Here is a 17,278-nt window from a genome sequence, read left to right on the forward strand (position 1 = left end):
ACAAGTCCTTAAAACGCTAACTTCAGGTACCAATTTACATTGGCATAATACGCTTTATCAATATCGAGATTATCGGTCTGTATATTAAAACCAAAATAATCGTTCTCAATACCCAGCAAAAATGCTTCACTTTTTATTTCATAACCACCAATAACTGCCCAATGATCCCAAAAGTGCATGCGTGCTTTTAATTGAGAAAACGTATCTTGATCAAATTGTTTAACCATCAGCTCTGAAGAAAACAAATCATTAATACGATAATCCGCATAAACCTTAACGCGCACCGGCATATCAAATTTATGTGTAACTTCATTACCATACTCTGACGTTGCTAAGCGTATTGTAGGCTCAGTAGCAATATCGCCATCATCGTTTTCAGTAAACGGGAGCTCTGTTGTATAACCATTTGCAAAACCACTTTTTTTATACTCGGTTTCATACAGTAAGTCTTGTGCGAGAAGGCCGATGGTTAAGTCTTGATTTATTTTCCAATTAACTGCTAAATCAACGCTGTACCCTAAGCCGGATGGGTTCTCATCAGGAGTAAATCGCTTAAATAAAATATCTTTCGAAAAATAAGAGTCAACTGTTAATGCGCCTTGGATCTCATCACTATAAACTGTACCTTCTACATTTATATCTTGAAAATGCGTACTAGCAAAAACCGTTAATTTAGGCGTTATTGTTAATGCGTCAGAGTCTAAAAATTTGAAATCATATGAAACAAACAATCCATTGGTGGTTGATTGCTTACCGTCTAGGTAATAAACATAATTTCTATCTTCAAAAGGAAGGTCATTTTTTTCGGTATGAAAGTAAACAGCAGTATCCGGATCAAAACTTAAAACATAATCAAAACGACTTTGATAACCGACTTTAAAATTTCCATAACCAACGCCAAACTCAAACACATTATAAGTAAATGCGCTATCACCTGATGTAAGTGGAGCATCAAAGTCGTCAATAAAGGCAGTGACAGGTTGTGCTTCTGTATACACTTCTGAATCGAATGTGGTAAAGACTTGAAACTGCTCTGCAGCGTAACTAATAGGGGTAATTAAAAAAGCGGAAAATCCTAACGTGAGAATTTTTTTTTTCATACTTATTTCACTTGTTATTATTTAAGAGGGAGAACGACTCTCCCTCTTATTTTTACGTTACTTCGATGAATCTAAAAAACTAATATCAGTGTAATCGATAACTTCACCATCAATATACTCTACAGAAATACCATTTGTGATCTCTGTTACTGTACCAAACTTCATCATCGCACCTGCGAAGTTAGCATTTACGCTACCCATAAAGTCCTCACCCTCTTCTGCCATCAAAGATAGTGTATAGCCAATACTATTATGTAACTCGATATCAACGGCATAATTATCATTTTCATTTGCCCAATCAACAGATAACATCGCAGTGAAATCAATATCACCTGTAACACCTGTTGCGCTGATCATGCCAAGCTCTGTTACATCTGCGCCAGATATGCTTAATGTACCAATAAATCCTGAATCACCGTCAACTATTTCAACACGACTCCAGCCATCTACTGATAACACATTTCCATCAACAGCCGTATCGCTTGAAACTTCCTCTTCAAAGTTAATTACTAAACAAGAATCTGATAGATCTTTAGGAATAGTCCCACTGTTAGCGTCGATACAATTCTGTAAAGCCTCACCCATATCATCAAGTGTTTCAATACTAACTTTTGCACCATCAACTGTTTCAATCATACCGCCAAACGCAAATACAATTGCTTTATTATTGATAGAACCATTAACGTTGATCTTATCGCCATTTTCACTATTAACAAGATTTAGCTCTAATGCATCTTTATCAAAGCTATACGTCCAATTAGGATATCGTGTAGAAACAACACCAGTGGCTTCATCTCCTAAGTCCCAAGCTTCTGTTAGCACATCATAAATAACTTCGGCAGTATCAAATAATGCCCGACCGCCTGTTTTCGTTACCAAAGTTGCATTTCGAATACTCTCAGTGCCTGCTTTAACATCAACTAATACTGTAAATGTTGCAATTGCTGCTTGGGCATCAGATTCAAGTGAGGTTGCACTGCTCAAAGCAGTATCTGCTTCGTTGCTAACGCTTGTGGCTAATGTAGCACTGAGTTTAGCTTCTGCAGATAAATTTGTAGCAATCTCTTTATCACTCGCTTCAGCGGCAATATCCATTAATGCAGCAGCAGCAACCTCAGCTTGTACTGCCGCATTAGCGAGTTCGGCTGCTTTTGCACTAGTCGCTGTAGCCACGGTAATTGCAGCTTGAGCGGATGACAAAGCAAGTTCTGCATTAGCTTTGTTGTCAATCGCTGCAGCGGCAACTGCAATCATAGCTGTTGCTAAATCACTTTGCGCAATCATTGCCGCAGAATCAGCAGCATCTAGGTTATTGCTTGCGATAGTCACATTGCTTTTTGCAACGTCGATATCGATGCCTAATGCAGTCACAGCCTCATTAGAGCGAACCACCTCAGCATCAATCCCCGTAATTAAAGTTGAAACCGCTGCGAGTTGGGTTGCAACAGCGCTACTTAACGAGTTTGCTTTATCAACTAATTGTTGATATTGCTCACCTAAACTTGCGGCGGTTGTTGCAATCCCTTGTGTTGAAGCAAGTGCAGCAGAAAGCTCTACTTGTAACTGGCTATATTCCGCCTTGCTCCCTGATAACGTAAACACATCAGCACTGTAAGCCAAAACCTGCTCGGTTGTTTCTAAACCAGCATCACCCAACGTTTTCACTTTTGTCAATTCAGCAGTACCAACAGCGATTGAGTCGGTAGACGTAGTTAATGCAGCAGTTGTTGCAGTAACTTGTAATTCTAACTCAGCCGCTACTTTAGCTGTTAGATCATCACCAGCATCACAGTTATCTTCACAGCCAATTTTCTCTAATGCTTTTTTAACTTCTTTTGCGGTTTCTTTTAAATCTTTATCAAGCCCTTTATCTTTTGCTTTTGCTTGCACATCTTCAACAGCTTTGGTGGCTTTATTTTTGAGTTTTGCAATTTCATCAGGATCGGTAATACCTAAGTTTTCAGCAACTTTAGCAAATGCTTCATCAATACCTTCACCTGTAACTACTGCGGCAAAAATAAGGCTGGTATTCTCAACTGCTTTTTGTAACTCAGCTGCAATCTTCTGGACAATTTCATTGTCACTGTTGCTTACTTTGCCTTCTTTAACAGCTGCAGATAGACTTGCAATCAGGTCTTTTAATGAGCCATTGGCACCCGCCCCCGCGACAGACTGCAATGAAACGGCAGTTTGAACTAACGCCAAAGTACCTGCATCCAGTGAATCACCTTCGCCAATATCACTGAAATCAACCGCACCACCAAGAGAAATATCACCAAGTAAAGAAGCGGCTTTAATTGCTGTATCAGGCCCTAATACTTGAATTAATGTTTTTAAACTTGCCGCTGCAACTGCTTCATCTGAGACTGCTGAACCATCTTTAGCACCGTCTAACAACATTTTTGCTGCGATACTCGTATATAAAGTCACATTAGCAAAGTACTGCTGCACACCAGTACCATCACCCTCCGCGAAATTAATACCACGAGCACTTGCTGGTGCTGGTGAAGCTTTAATAAACTTAACAACTTGTAATTCAAGATCATCTTTGTACCATTCGCCAAAATCAATCGCGGCATCGCCATTATTGATCATCCCAGCGACTTCAGATGCTGCTGGGGTTTCATCATAGCTGCCACAACCGGTAAATGAATCACACTTGACCATGCTGTCATCTTCTTTCGACGTACTCACCGTAATATAAAGCGGACCCGAAAAGCCGTCTTCTAGATAAATATTATAGGCACCACTGGTTGAAGTCATTGTCTCTGTTGGATTAGCTGCCGCAACCAATGCCAATGCTTTGGCATCAGCGTCTGCTTGTGAAGTTGTCGATTCTGCAGTATAGCTTGCATCAGATGCAGCCTCTAAACGATAAGCTACTGGGACAGATTCCCCCGCATCATCAACAGTAGATACTGTCACTTTGGCATTTTTTAACGCGCCTTTTACAGCTTTCCCCGATACTTGGGTATTAAAATTAGTGCTGACTTCGCCTTTGTATACTGTAACTGGTTCAGGCTTGTTATAGTTATTATCATTTTCTGAGCCACAACCGGTCAGGCCGAGAGTCAATGCAACCGAGGCTGCAATTGGGGTAAATTTAATTATTCTTTTCGCCATGAAAATCTCCTAGGGTGCTTGTTAGCAAATAGCATTACTGAAATCGTAGCCTATATTAATATCAACAGTCATTTAAGTTAAAATTATGTATAAAACCGTATCAAATTAACGTAATTAACCACATTATTATTACATGTTATCAACTTACCACCAATATATGACAATTTATAAAAAAATGTAATTTTAATTACACCTGTAAATATGCATCTAACTAGCACTGCCATTTTTAACACAAGTTAAAAGAAATAAAATAAAAAACATTTAAAAACAAAGAATTATAAAAACACTGTTTTTTTTTGAAACTCATTGAGGGACTAACTTTAGGGGAAATATCAACCAAAGAATACAATTTGACGCAATGCTGTTTACATTTTTTCACATAAATATGGATGTAAAAGTGGCCTGACTGCCACTTTTAGTTTTATTTCACTAATTAATTGACCTCAGGTACTCGGACAACGCCTTCCATTAGCACACGAGCACTGCGACTCATACTGGCCTTGGTAACCTGCCACTTACCGTTTTGAAGTATCGCTTGCGCGCCTACAGTTAATGTACCTGACGGATGACCAAAGTTAACTTCGCTCAACTGACCGCCACCAGCTGCAAGATTAACGAGCGATCCTGCTATCGCAGCTGCGGTGCCGATTGCAACAGCGGCAGTACCCATCATGGCATGATGAAGTTTCCCCATCGACATGGCACGTACCAGTAGGTTGATATTATCACTGTGAATTTCTTTACCGCTTGAAGCTAGATATGTCATCGGTTTATTAATAAATGCCACTTTTGGTGTATGTTGACGCGCTGCCGCCTCACTAATATGAGCGATCAAGCCCATTTTAACTGCCCCATGCGCTCTAATAGACTCAAGCTTAGCTAATGCTTGTTCGTCATTATTTATATCATCTTGAAGTTCAGTGCCGGTATAGCCGATATCTGCTGCATTAACAAAAATAGTAGGGATACCCGCGTTGATCATAGTGGCTCTAAGTACACCAAACTCAGGGACTGCTAGTTCATCTACCACATTGCCTGTTGGAAATAGCGCACCATCGCCATCCGCTGGATCAATGAACTCTAATTTCACCTCAGCGGCGGGAAATGTCACCCCGTCGAGTTCAAAGTCACCCGTTTCTTGTACTTCACCGTTGGTCATTGGCACATGCACTAAAATGCTTTTTTTAATATTAGCTTGCCAAACTCGCACTATAGCCACACCGTTTTCTGGAATACGGCTAGCATCAACAAGACCATTACTAATTGCAAATGCGCCAACTGCAGAAGTTAAATTGCCGCAGTTCCCGCTCCAATCAACAAACGCTTTATCAATAGCAACTTGGCCAAATAAGTAATCAACATCGTGATCAGCTTGCTCACTTTTACTTAAAATAAAGGTTTTACTGGTACTAGAAGTAGCCCCCCCCATACCATCGGTTTGTTTGCCATATGGATCTGGGCTACCAATCACTCGCAGCAATAAATTATCTCGCACAGAACCTGCCACTTGTGCAGCCTCTGGTAAATCGCTGAGATTAAAGAATACCCCTTTACTAGTGCCACCGCGCATGTAGGTGGCAGGTACTTTAATTTGTGGTTTAAATGTCATGACTGTTTTCCTTATACACTTTGCGTGGCTTCTAAAAAGTCTTGAGCAAAGCGTTGTAATACGCCACCTGCAGCATAAATGGATAGTTCTTCTTGAGTATCAATACGGCACTTTGTTGGCACATTTAATACTTCACCATTAGTGCGGGTAATCGTTAAATTAACGCTCGCACCTGGTGTTAATTCACCAGTTACATCGTAACTTTCACTACCATCTAGCTTAAGCGTTTTACGGGTGGTGCCCGCTTTAAATTCCAGCGGTAATACACCCATACCAATTAAGTTAGTACGGTGTATACGCTCAAAACCTTCTGCAGCAATAACTTCAACGCCTGCTAAACGCACGCCTTTGGCTGCCCAATCACGAGAAGAACCTTGTCCATAGTCAGCTCCTGCAACAATAATTAATGGTTGTTTGCGCTGCATATAGGTTTCGATTGCTTCCCACATCCGAGTAACTGTGCCCTCAGGCTCAATACGGGCATATGAGCCTTGTTTCACTTCGCCATTTTCAATCACCATTTCATTAAGTAATTTAGGATTAGCAAAAGTTGCACGTTGTGCAGTTAAATGGTCGCCGCGGTGCGTTGCATAAGAATTAAAGTCTTCTTCTGGCACACCCATATGCGTTAAGTACTCACCTGCTGCACTACTGGCCATAATTGCATTTGACGGTGATAAATGATCAGTTGTGATGTTATCGCCAAGTACCGCTAATGCGCGCATGCCTTGCATGGTACGCTCACCAGCGAGTGCGCCTTCCCAATATGGCGGGCGGCGAATATAAGTACTTTGTGGGCGCCAATCGTAAAGTGGGTCGTTATCTTCACCGTAATCAACGGTTAAATTAAACATCGGCTCGTAAACCTTCTTATACTGCTCAGGTTTTACGCTTTGTTTAATCACTGCGTCAATCTCTTCATCTGATGGCCAAATATCTTTTAAGGTTACGTCATTGCCCTGCTGGTCTTGTCCGAGTACGTCTTTTTCAATATCAAAACGAATAGTTCCTGCAATAGCATAGGCAACTACTAATGGCGGAGACGCTAAAAATGCTTGCTTAGCGTATGGGTGAATACGGCCATCAAAATTACGATTACCAGAGAGCACAGCCGTGGCGTATAGGTCGCGATCAATCACTTCTTGTTGAATAACGGGATCAAGCGCACCACTCATACCGTTGCACGTAGTGCACGCAAAGCCAACAATACCAAAACCAAGTTGCTCTAATTCTGACAGTAATTTTGCATCTTCAAGATACGATTGCACTGTTTTTGAACCCGGTGCTAATGAGGTTTTAACCCATGGCTTGCGAGTTAAGCCCTTCGCATTTGCATTACGCGCAATAAGACCAGCTGCTATGACGTTACGTGGATTACTGGTATTCGTACAACTAGTGATAGCAGCAATAATACAGGCACCGTCCGGCATTAAACCGTCTTCATTTTCAACAACCCCAGAGATCCCCTGCGCTGCCAAATCACTGGTTGAAACACGGCGATGCGGATTTGACGGTCCAGCAATATTGCGGCCAACGCTTGATAGATCAAATTTTAATACCCGATCGTACTGCGCTGTTTTTAGGCTGTCGCTCCACAGACCGGTAGTTTTTGCGTAATTTTCAACTAAGGCAATTTGCTCTTCTTCACGTCCTGTTAGGCGTAAGTAATCAATGGTCATCTGGTCGATATAAAACATCGCTGCGGTGGCACCAAATTCTGGTGTCATATTTGAGATAGTAGCGCGATCGCCTAATGTCAATGCATCTGCGCCTTCACCATAAAACTCTAAATAGCTTGATACGACACGCTGGCCACGTAAAAACTCAGTGATCGCAAGCACGATATCCGTTGCTGTAATACCCGGTTGACGTTTGCCACTGAGTTCAACACCAATAATATCAGGCAAACGCATATAAGAGGCGCGGCCAAGCATCACGCTTTCGGCTTCAAGGCCGCCAACACCTACTGCAATGACACCTAACGCATCAACATGCGGTGTGTGGCTATCAGTACCGACTAAGGTATCAGGAAAAGCAATCCCATCGCGGCTTTGGATCACCGGCGACATTTTCTCAAGGTTGATTTGATGCATAATGCCGTTACCAGGTGGGATCACATCAATATTTTTAAACGCAGTTTTGGTCCAATTAATAAAGTGGAAACGGTCATCGTTGCGTCTATCTTCAATAGCACGGTTTTTTTCAAATGCATCAGGATCAAACCCTGCGTATTCAACGGCTAATGAGTGATCAACAATCAGCTGTGTTGGTACTACTGGGTTAACTTTAGCTGGATCGCCGCCTTTGGCTGCAATGGCATCACGCAAGCCAGCTAAATCAACCAGCGCTGTTTGTCCCAAAATATCGTGACAGACTACGCGCGCGGGATACCAAGGGAAATCTAAATCTTGTTTGCGTTCGATAAGCTGCGACAGTGCTGCGGTTAGCATTTGCGGCTCACAGCGGCGTACTAAATTCTCTGCTAAAACACGTGATGTATAGGGTAAGGCTGCGTACGCACCAGCCTTAATTTCATCAATTGCAGCTTGGGTGTCAAAATAATCGACATTAGAGTTAGGTAAGGGTTTTCTGTATTTAGTATTGTTTATGATAGTCATTACAAGACTCGCTAATTTGGTGACGGTGGTCGCACACGTATAGCGTGTTTAAGGGATGTATGAAAAAAGAGGCCTTAAAAACTATGCGCTAGTGGCAATGTGCAAAAAATAAAAGGTGAGCGTATTTTCGCCCACCTTTAATAGTCTTAACGTGATTCGATTGGCGTATAACTACGCGCTTCTGGCCCAGTGTAATCTGCACTTGGGCGAATAATACGGTTATTAGCGCGTTGCTCTTTTACGTGTGCGGTCCAGCCTGTTACACGGCTCATAACAAAAATAGGGGTGAATAACTTAGTTGGAATGCCCATAAAGTGATACGCCGATGCATGGAAAAAGTCTGCGTTACAAAATAACTTCTTCTCACGCCACATAATTTCTTCACAGCGCACTGATACTGGATAAAGTACCTCGTCGCCTAGCTCTGCAGCGAGTTTTTCAGACCACTTTTTAATGATCACATTACGTGGATCTGATTCGCGATAGATTGCGTGACCAAAGCCCATAATTTTATCTTTACGCTCCAGCATGCCCATTATTTCTTGCTCTGCATGGTCTGCATCTTTAAAGCCTTCAATCATATCCATTGCCGCTTCATTCGCGCCGCCATGTAATGGGCCACGTAACGTGCCAATGGCACCTGTTACACAAGAGTGAATGTCAGATAATGTCGATGCACAAACGCGACCAGTAAAGGTTGAGGCATTAAATTCATGCTCTGCATATAAAATCAGCGATACATTCATCACTTGAGCAAATAACTCTGATGGCGCTTTATCATGTAGTAGCGTTAAAAAATGCGCGCCAACTGAGTCATCATCAGTTTGTGTTTCAATACGCACACCGTCGTGAGTAAAACGATACCAGTAACAAATAATGCTTGGGAATACCGCAACCATACGGTCAATGGCATCATTAGCCTGACTAAAGTCATGCTCCATTTCAAGGTTACCTAGCATAGAGCAACCTGTACGCATGACATCCATTGGGTGCGCGTCTTTTGGAATGTTTTCAAGTACAGTTTTCAGTGCCGGTGGTAAACCACGTAAACTTTTTAGTTTAGCTTTGTATTCGCTAAGCTCTGCAGAGGTCGGTAATTCACCGCGCGAAAGTAGGAAAGATACTTCTTCAAACTGCGCTTTTTCAGCAAGCTCTGCAATGTCGTAACCACAATACGTTAAGCCTGAACCGGTTTGCCCTACTGTACAAAGTGCTGTTTGGCCTGCTACTTGTCCGCGAAGTCCTGCGCCGCCTAATGCTTTATCTACCATGATGTGTCTCCTGTTGAATTTATTATTATTTATCAGATTTTGCTGAAAAAAGGTTATCGAGTGTATTTTCATACGAGTGATAATCTAAAAAGTCATAAAGCTCAGCACGTGTTTGCATATTTTCAATTTGGCTCTGTTGAGAGCCTTCATTTAAAATTGCTGAATAGACGTTAAGTGCCGCTTTATTCATTGCTCTGAACGCGCTGAGTGGGTAAAGCACCATTTCTACGCCTACATCACTTAGTTGCTCTTTAGTATAAATTGGCGTTTGGCCAAACTCAGTAATGTTAGCCAAAATAGGCACATTAATCGCTTTGGTAAAGGCTTGATAGTCGGCAAGATCGTGTACGGCTTCTGCAAAAATCGCATCGGCGCCGGCTTCAACACAGGCTGCTGCACGTTCAATCGCGGCATTTAAGCCTTCTTTTTGAAACGCATCAGTACGCGCCATAATGTAAAAGTCACTGTCAGTTTTAGCATCAACAGCTGCTTTAATACGGTCAACCATCTCGCTTTGCGAGACAATTTCTTTATTCGGGCGATGGCCGCACCGCTTTTGCGCTACTTGGTCTTCAATATGAAACCCCGCCGCGCCGGCTTTGGTCATCTCTTTGACTGTGCGAGCAATATTAAATGCTCCACCCCAACCAGTATCGGCATCAACAAGTAATGGTAAATCGCTGGCACCTGTGATGCGGCGAATATCTTCCAAAACATTATCAAGACTGGTCATCCCCAAATCAGGCATACCAAATGAAGCATTCGCGACACCTGCACCTGAAAGGTAAATTGCTTGATGACCCATTTTTTCAGCCATCATCGCCGTGTAAGCGTTGATTGTGCCGACGACTTGTAATGGATGATTATTGGCAATCGCCTGTTTAAATTTTAATCCTGCTGACATTACATTCTCCTAACTTTGAACGGGGTTGCTTTATGACAACTTATATTTTTTAATGGTTTAATATGACGTTTTTACTGCTCCGCGCGCTCATTTTGCGCGGCATGTAAATTAAACTTCGTTTGTATATTGGCTTGCGATGCACTGATATGGCGCTTCATCAATAACTCAGCTAATTCCCCATCATGGTTTTCAATCGCATTAATAATGGCTAAGTGCTCATCAAACGCTTTTGATACGCGAGGCCCAACCATGCCCATTTGCACACGATACATACGAATTAACTGATAAAGTCCGTTACTCAATAAGTGAATAAGGTGGTCGTTTTTACTGCCTTTAATAATGCGATAATGAAAATCCAGATCGCCGGCTTCTTGATAGTAAGACTCACCCTCTTTTACACGTTGTGTTTTCAGATGCTGATTAAGTAATTGCTTTAAACTTTGTACTTCATCCGGTGCCATATTGTCGGCAGCTAAACGACACGCTAAACCTTCAAGCGCACTGCGAACTTGATATACTTCTATTAAACGTTCAGCTGTAAGTGCCACAACACGACAACCCACATTCGCTTTACGCTCAACTAAATAACAACTTTCAAGGCGGTTAAGCGCTTCACGAAGCGTTGCACGGCTTACACCATAACGCTTTGCCAGTTCTGGCTCGGATATCTTGCTACCTTGAACAATACTGCCTTCGACAATTTCTCGACGCATATCCACAAATACCTGATCTGAGGCGGTAGTAATAGGTGTTTCACTAAAAGCATCTTGCGTCATTGTTCACCTTCTAAGATTGTCGACAATTTACGGATACACTATGGTCTTTAGCTGTAAATGTGTCAACCCTAAATCAGTAAAAACTGCGTTTAAAAACGGCTATTGTCGACATAAGTATAATAAATAATGTTTAAAAACACTTAAAACACACATTTATGCACCAAGTGTCGACAGGTTTGTATACTTTAAAAGATTATTTAAGGCACTGCTCTGAGCCACTAATAATGCTAGAATACAACTTTAAAATTCTCTGTGAGCACTGCCTTGGACGCCAATACCTATATTCCCCAGCATTTTATAGATGACGTAAAGACCTATTTACCAGCACACCTAACATTGGATGACTTTCTCAATGCCTGTCGCAGACCGCTTCGTAAATCTGTACGTGTCAATACGCTTAAAATGTCGGTTGAGGATTTTCAGCAGTATGCCCTTGATAGAGGCTGGACATTAAGCCCAATCCCATGGTGTAGCGAAGGTTTTTGGTTAGAGCGCAGTGAACATGAAGAGCAAGCTCTGGCACTGGGTAACACGGATCTACATTTAAGTGGCGCTATGTATGTACAAGAAGCCAGTTCGATGCTGCCACCAATAGCACTTAAAGACGCATTAACTGATGCAACTCATGTGCTCGACATGGCATCCGCTCCTGGCTCTAAAACTTCTCAATTAGCAGCATTAATGAATAATCACGGGGTATTGGTTGCCAATGAACTGTCGTCATCTCGTTTAAAAGTACTCAGCGCAACCTTAAAGCGTATGGGAGTTGGCAATTGTGCATTGTCGCATTTTGATGGGGCTATTTTTGGCGATTATATGTATGAATGCTTTGACAGTATTTTACTCGATGCCCCATGCTCTGGCGAAGGTACGGTTCGAAAAGATGCTGATGCCTTAAAGAATTGGTCAATTGAGTCAAACATTGATATTGCCAAAGTGCAAAAAAACTTAATAAAAAGCGCTTTCTATGCATTAAAACCAGGCGGTACATTAGTCTATTCAACCTGTACTTTAACCCCGCTCGAAAATCAGCAAGTGTGCGAATATCTTCTCACTGAGTTTGCAGAGCATCTTGAAATACAACCATTAGATCATTTGTTTGCAGGTGCGGAGCGAGCCACAACCAGCGAAGGCTATTTGCATGTCTGGCCGCAAACATTCGACAGCGAAGGCTTTTTTATTGCTAAGTTTAAAAAGCTTGCTAGCTGCGATAATCCAAATCAAAAAGTAAAAAAAGGTGCATTCCCTTTTCAGCCGTTTGACAAAAAATCCAGCCAAGCATTTTACACTGAGCTAAAAAAACAATTTGACCTGACATCACTCAGCGGCTCACTAATGCAGCGCGATAAAGAACTGTGGCTATTCCCTGAGCAGTTTGCCGCCATTGAAAACAAAATAAAATACGCGCGACTTGGTATCCACCTCGGCATGATCCACAAAAATGGGGTGCGTCTTAACCACGAATTTGCCACCGTATTTGGTGGCCAATGTAAGGCTAATGTAATTGCGCTAAGTAACGAGCAGGCCAATGACTACTTTCAAGGTAAAGATATTCGTTTAAGCGAACCTAGCAACGCACTTGGCGAAGTGGTTTTAACCCTTTGTGGCTGTCCGATAGGGCTTGGAAAATGGCAAAAAAATAAAATTAAAAACTCCTTACCTCGAGATTTAGTACAAAACACTCAACTGATCAGCTGGTGATAATAATAAGGTGTGGATAAGTTGGCAACAACCAATGTATAAAATTTAAGCTTTGCGCTTCGTTTTAAGACAAACAGTTGTTTTATAAGCAGTATAAAAAATCATCATTTATTGGGTTTTTTTACATATGTTAACTACACTTAATATTACTTTCTACTTCTCCCTTAATGAACTTAGAAGGTGTTTTTAAAGTTAGCGCAGGCTCATTAGAGCCATCCCCTAAGCCCAGAACAATGCGGATTCGTTCTGGGCGTTTTTTTGTCTATAAATAAGCTATCGTCTTGAAATTTATTCAGTCTCAGTCACATAGGTAATCATTGCTTTATTACACATAACTTGTTTCTATATATAGACTAAGAAAGTGTAAGGACTACCATGTTAAAAATATCTTCATTGATCATGACTATTTCAGTACTGTCATTCTCTGTTATTGCCAATCCTGAGTCGCAAAAATACCTTGGTTTTAATTACCCGCATAAAGCGCAAAATGCTGTGAGTATCACGTTTGATGATGCCCGTCACAGCCAAGTCGATGTTGGCGCTGCGATTTTGAACAGGCACCAAGTCAAAGCAACTTTTTATGTTTCCCCTTTTAACGTCAAGCAGCGCCTAACTCAGTGGCAAGACGCGGTAAAATCGGGCCATGAAATTGCAAATCATACCAGCAGCCACGTATGTACAGGGAATTTTGAATGGTTAAGAGCACAAGACTTATCACTTGAACACACTACACTCAAGTGGCTTGAAAATGATATTTTATCAGCGCAGCAATACCTAAAAGATCATTTAGGAGTGACCCCTCGCGCCTTTGCTTATCCGTGCGGCAATACATTTGTTGGCCGGGGCATTGATACTAAGAGCTACGTGCCTTTAATCGCTAAACATTTTGACAGCGGCCGAACTTGGTTAGATGAGTCAGCTAATAATCCTAATTTTACTGATTTTGCACAGCTAACAGGACTTAGGATCGACGGAATGAGTTTTGATGAAATCATTACCATGCTGGATCAATTACGGGAAAATAATGCTTGGTTGATTTTAGCGGGCCATGAAATTGGTAACGGAGATCAATATACCACTGACGCAAAAGTACTCGAGCAATTGCTTGTTTATCTGAAAGATCCTGCTAACGGTTATTGGTTAGATACAGTAAGTAACGTTAGCGACTATGTAAGACAACAGCGCAAACCATTAAATTAATCATTGCTTAAATCAAACTCTGTGGTGCGATTATCGGGATGGAGTAACTGATAACGCGCCAGCTTTCCTTGTTGTAATTCAATCAAACTAATCGCTGAATCACTCACCAAGTATTTTTGCCCCTCCCCGATGGTTTGATGTTTATCGACTTCCATCTGCCAACGCTTTGTAAAAAAGTTTAACGGGCTTTTCGGCGCGTATAAAATCGAGTCTAACTTATCCAGCACGTTAATTAATCTACGCGGAAACTCATTTTTAATACCACTGGCAGTAAGTTGCCAAATTCTATTGGGGTGCTTACCAAAGCGTTTCTGTACGGAAAAACAGAATGAGTAATGTACATCACCCGATAAAATAAGCGTTTCTTTAGGGGTATCGTCACGGCGAAAGGTATCCAGTAACTTTTTAGCTGAGCCTTCGTGGGCCATCCAGTTTTCAACATCAACTAATAATGGCTGTCCGCAAATATTAAACAATGACTGAATAGCTTCAATTGATTTAACGCCAAACACCGGTGCGGGTGAGACAATGATCACTTGTTCATGAGTCACTAAACTGCCTTCTAGCTCAGTGAGACGCTCCCAATCAAGTAGACCAGAGGGCTCATTAAAGTTTTGCTCATTACGCCAACGATGAGTGCGGGTATCCAGCACGACCACTTTAGGCACAGTATTCAGCTCATAATGCCAATGATTAAACTCGAGAATGGTTTTATCAAACGCTTTAAATTGCCATTGTTTTTGCTCAGAAAAACTCGTCTTAAACGCATCAAGTAAAGCGGCTGTTTTATGACCTGCATCATTGCCAAAGCCTTGCATCAACCAATAACTGATCAAGCCATTATTAACAATACGGCGGCTAACTGGATGTTGGTAAATAACCTGCTCCCAACCAGCCGTCAAGTTCCAATCATCGGTAACATCATGATCGTCAAACATCATTAACGTTGAAATATTTGCCAGTAGCACCTGAACGTGTACTAAGCCATTTTTAAAATCCGTTAAAGCTGCTTTTTCATTATCAAAAACTTGCTGGCATTTGGGCGAGCTTGCTTGATAGCTAATACTATCAAAGTCAATTAAGTCCCACAGTAACGGGCTAAAATTGAGTAAATAAAGGGCTATAAACTCTTCAAAAAAGATCAAGTGATTTGCAGCTTTTAAGCTTGAAAAATGTGGCTCATCTTTTTTTAGCCAATAGCCAACCCCTATTTTATTGCGTTTTTGCCAAGGGACCGTCGGTAAATATAAGTGGCGCTGATAAAGTTGTTCACTTAACTGTGCAGGTAAATCAATTGCCAGTGGTTGCTCTTGGTATATTCCTAATACGCTGATCAGTCGTTCAATTGCTAATAACATCGCACCAGCAACATCATCGGCATACACTTGATCACCAGAGAGCAGTAAAACATCCGCCCCGGTTTGATTTACACTGCGATTTTGCTGTTGAAAATCATTCGCAGCCACTAAGCTATCTTTTGCAGGATGATGTGGGTTACGGCATGAGCCATGTAAAATCTGCTCAAGTTTTTGCGGGATCACAAATTCAGGGGTGGCTTTTCCTTGATAACAAAAATCACTTAAATCAACGTCTAAGTTGCTGTTTAATAGGCGGTAGCTGATCAGCTGATTAACAGGCAATGTTGCGGCAATCGGTTTTACGATCACAAAGTGCAAGTAAAGATGAGTACCTAAAGCAATGCTCTGTTGCTCACTAAAAACGTCTATATCATCAAATTCAATACTAAATTGTGATGCTACCGACGTTGCAAACTGTATGCAAACCTCTGCAGCATCAGCTCGGCGCACCATCGGCCCCATTATTAATAGAGGGAGTGATGCTGTGCTCATATGCTAATTAACCTTTGTTCACTAAGTTGAACAATGAGTAGAAGTTTTCCGTAGTCGCTTTGGCTAGCTCTTTGTAGCTAATACCTTTTAAATCAGCAATGTAATAAGCAACATCTTGCACATAAGCGGGCTGATTAGTTTTCCCACGATACGGTACTGGCGCTAGATAAGGCGAGTCTGTTTCGATTAATAATCTATCAAGAGGGATTTGTTTAACAACATCTTTAAGCTCTACGGCATTTTTAAAGGTCACAATGCCAGAGATAGAAATATAAAAGCCTAAGTCGATGGCTTTTTTAGCCATATCCCAATCTTCAGTAAAGCAATGCAATACACCACCACACTTTTGTGCGTTATGTTCACGCATTAAGTTTATGGTGTCGTCGCGCGCATCGCGAGTATGAATTATAAGTGGTTTTTGTAACTCGTTCGCCACTTCAATATGACCCACAAAACTTGCTTGTTGCACGGCATGGGTGTCTTTAGAATAATAGTAATCAAGCCCTGTTTCGCCAATTGCTACTACTTTATCGTGGCTTGCTAAATCAATTAAGCGTTGTTTATCAAGTGCGTCTTTTTGATCAAGCGGGTGAACACCACACGAGGCAGAGACATCACTATAGCCTTGAATTTTTTCTAGCATACTAGGGAATTGATCAAGTGTGACACTCACACATAAAAAGTGTTCAACTTGTTTAGCCCGTGCACTATCAAGTACTTGGTCTAAGTTTAAATCGAGTTTATCAAAATCGAGTCGGTCTAAATGGCAATGAGAATCTACAATCATGTTACTGCTTACTACATGGTATAAGTTGGATTACCAGAGTTTAACATAGTCCCTAGTAGTTTTTCGATCTTCACATTTAGGTTAGTTTTATCATCGATAAAACTAATACCAATGCCCGGTGGATTAGAACTTTGCGCGCCTTGTGGCGTGATCCATGTAACTTTTCCGGTTATTACATCATCTTCAAGCGCATCCGGTAATGTCACTTTTAATGCCAATGAATGACCCATCTCATAACGCATATTAGTGCGCACAAATAGTCCACCATTTTTTAAATACGGCATATAGCAGCGGTATAATTCATCTAGATCATCTAAATCGACTAATAATTCTTGCACA

The 17,278-nt window shown here is 41.4% G+C and carries 12 protein-coding genes; 2 read left to right on the forward strand and 10 right to left on the reverse strand.

The genetic code is table 11. The annotated features are described in order from the left end of the window. Positions 1–8: 8 nt before the first annotated feature. The 7 genes from H5203_RS04000 to H5203_RS04030 form a co-directional block, all read right to left on the reverse strand. Complete coding sequence (locus H5203_RS04000) at positions 9–1,100, reverse strand: hypothetical protein (protein WP_145233608.1); 1,092 nt, start codon at positions 1,098–1,100, stop codon at positions 9–11. Between the two features lie 57 nt (positions 1,101–1,157). Then, positions 1,158–4,223, reverse strand: coding sequence for a hypothetical protein (locus H5203_RS04005; RefSeq protein ID WP_182819404.1), 3,066 nt, complete (start codon positions 4,221–4,223; stop codon positions 1,158–1,160). Between the two features lie 433 nt (positions 4,224–4,656). Then, entirely contained in the window at positions 4,657–5,832 is a 1,176-nt protein-coding gene (gene prpF / locus H5203_RS04010) for a 2-methylaconitate cis-trans isomerase PrpF (protein ID WP_182819405.1), read from the reverse strand. Positions 5,833–5,843: 11 nt separating this feature from the next. Further along, positions 5,844–8,450 carry a Fe/S-dependent 2-methylisocitrate dehydratase AcnD gene (gene acnD, locus H5203_RS04015; RefSeq protein ID WP_182819406.1) on the reverse strand — a complete coding sequence of 869 codons (2,607 nt, stop codon included), beginning with the start codon at positions 8,448–8,450 and terminating at the stop codon, positions 5,844–5,846. A gap of 146 nt (positions 8,451–8,596) precedes the next feature. Then, positions 8,597–9,721 carry a 2-methylcitrate synthase gene (prpC, locus tag H5203_RS04020; RefSeq protein WP_145233600.1) on the reverse strand — a complete coding sequence of 375 codons (1,125 nt, stop codon included), beginning with the start codon at positions 9,719–9,721 and terminating at the stop codon, positions 8,597–8,599. Between the two features lie 25 nt (positions 9,722–9,746). Then, positions 9,747–10,625 carry a methylisocitrate lyase gene (gene prpB, locus H5203_RS04025; RefSeq protein WP_145233598.1) on the reverse strand — a complete coding sequence of 293 codons (879 nt, stop codon included), beginning with the start codon at positions 10,623–10,625 and terminating at the stop codon, positions 9,747–9,749. A 71-nt stretch (positions 10,626–10,696) separates the two neighbouring features. Next, positions 10,697–11,401 carry a GntR family transcriptional regulator gene (locus H5203_RS04030; protein ID WP_145233596.1) on the reverse strand — a complete coding sequence of 235 codons (705 nt, stop codon included), beginning with the start codon at positions 11,399–11,401 and terminating at the stop codon, positions 10,697–10,699. Between the two features lie 264 nt (positions 11,402–11,665). On the opposite strand from H5203_RS04030, the gene rsmF reads away from it, so the two are divergent. After that, complete coding sequence (gene rsmF, locus H5203_RS04035) at positions 11,666–13,102, forward strand: 16S rRNA (cytosine(1407)-C(5))-methyltransferase RsmF (protein ID WP_145234083.1); 1,437 nt, start codon at positions 11,666–11,668, stop codon at positions 13,100–13,102. A 375-nt stretch (positions 13,103–13,477) separates the two neighbouring features. After that, the gene (locus H5203_RS04040; protein WP_182731435.1) at positions 13,478–14,302 is read left to right on the forward strand and encodes a polysaccharide deacetylase family protein; all 825 of its coding nucleotides are present in this window, start codon (positions 13,478–13,480) and stop codon (positions 14,300–14,302) included. Here H5203_RS04040 and H5203_RS04045 read toward each other — a convergent pair. Genes H5203_RS04045 through H5203_RS04055 form a run of 3 tightly spaced genes read right to left on the reverse strand, consistent with a single transcriptional unit; the run spans position 14,299 to position 17,277 of the window. Continuing rightward, on the reverse strand, positions 14,299–16,152 hold the full coding sequence (locus H5203_RS04045) for a metallophosphatase (protein ID WP_182819407.1): 1,854 nt from the start codon (positions 16,150–16,152) through the stop codon (positions 14,299–14,301). The genes H5203_RS04040 and H5203_RS04045 overlap by 4 nt on opposite strands. Positions 16,153–16,159: 7 nt before the next feature. After that, the gene (locus H5203_RS04050; protein ID WP_145233593.1) at positions 16,160–16,939 is read right to left on the reverse strand and encodes a TatD family hydrolase; all 780 of its coding nucleotides are present in this window, start codon (positions 16,937–16,939) and stop codon (positions 16,160–16,162) included. A gap of 11 nt (positions 16,940–16,950) precedes the next feature. Further along, complete coding sequence (locus H5203_RS04055) at positions 16,951–17,277, reverse strand: PilZ domain-containing protein (protein ID WP_145233592.1); 327 nt, start codon at positions 17,275–17,277, stop codon at positions 16,951–16,953. Position 17,278: the final 1 nt, after the last annotated feature.

It is taken from the genome of Pseudoalteromonas sp. SG41-1, from assembly GCF_014164575.1.
Taxonomy (GTDB): domain Bacteria; phylum Pseudomonadota; class Gammaproteobacteria; order Enterobacterales; family Alteromonadaceae; genus Pseudoalteromonas; species Pseudoalteromonas rhizosphaerae.

Bases quoted from the DNA above. Each gene is read 5' to 3' on its own strand.
- H5203_RS04045 (WP_182819407.1), bottom strand. From the start codon at position 16,152: ATGAGCACAGCATCACTCCCTCTATTAATAATGGGGCCGATGGTGCGC.
- H5203_RS04030 (WP_145233596.1), bottom strand. From the start codon at position 11,401: ATGACGCAAGATGCTTTTAGTGAAACACCTATTACTACCGCCTCAGAT.
- prpF (WP_182819405.1), bottom strand. From the start codon at position 5,832: ATGACATTTAAACCACAAATTAAAGTACCTGCCACCTACATGCGCGGT.
- prpC (WP_145233600.1), bottom strand. From the start codon at position 9,721: ATGGTAGATAAAGCATTAGGCGGCGCAGGACTTCGCGGACAAGTAGCA.
- H5203_RS04050 (WP_145233593.1), bottom strand. From the start codon at position 16,939: ATGATTGTAGATTCTCATTGCCATTTAGACCGACTCGATTTTGATAAA.
- acnD (WP_182819406.1), bottom strand. From the start codon at position 8,450: ATGACTATCATAAACAATACTAAATACAGAAAACCCTTACCTAACTCT.
- H5203_RS04040 (WP_182731435.1), top strand. From the start codon at position 13,478: ATGTTAAAAATATCTTCATTGATCATGACTATTTCAGTACTGTCATTC.
- H5203_RS04000 (WP_145233608.1), bottom strand. From the start codon at position 1,100: ATGAAAAAAAAAATTCTCACGTTAGGATTTTCCGCTTTTTTAATTACC.
- prpB (WP_145233598.1), bottom strand. From the start codon at position 10,625: ATGTCAGCAGGATTAAAATTTAAACAGGCGATTGCCAATAATCATCCA.
- H5203_RS04005 (WP_182819404.1), bottom strand. From the start codon at position 4,223: ATGGCGAAAAGAATAATTAAATTTACCCCAATTGCAGCCTCGGTTGCA.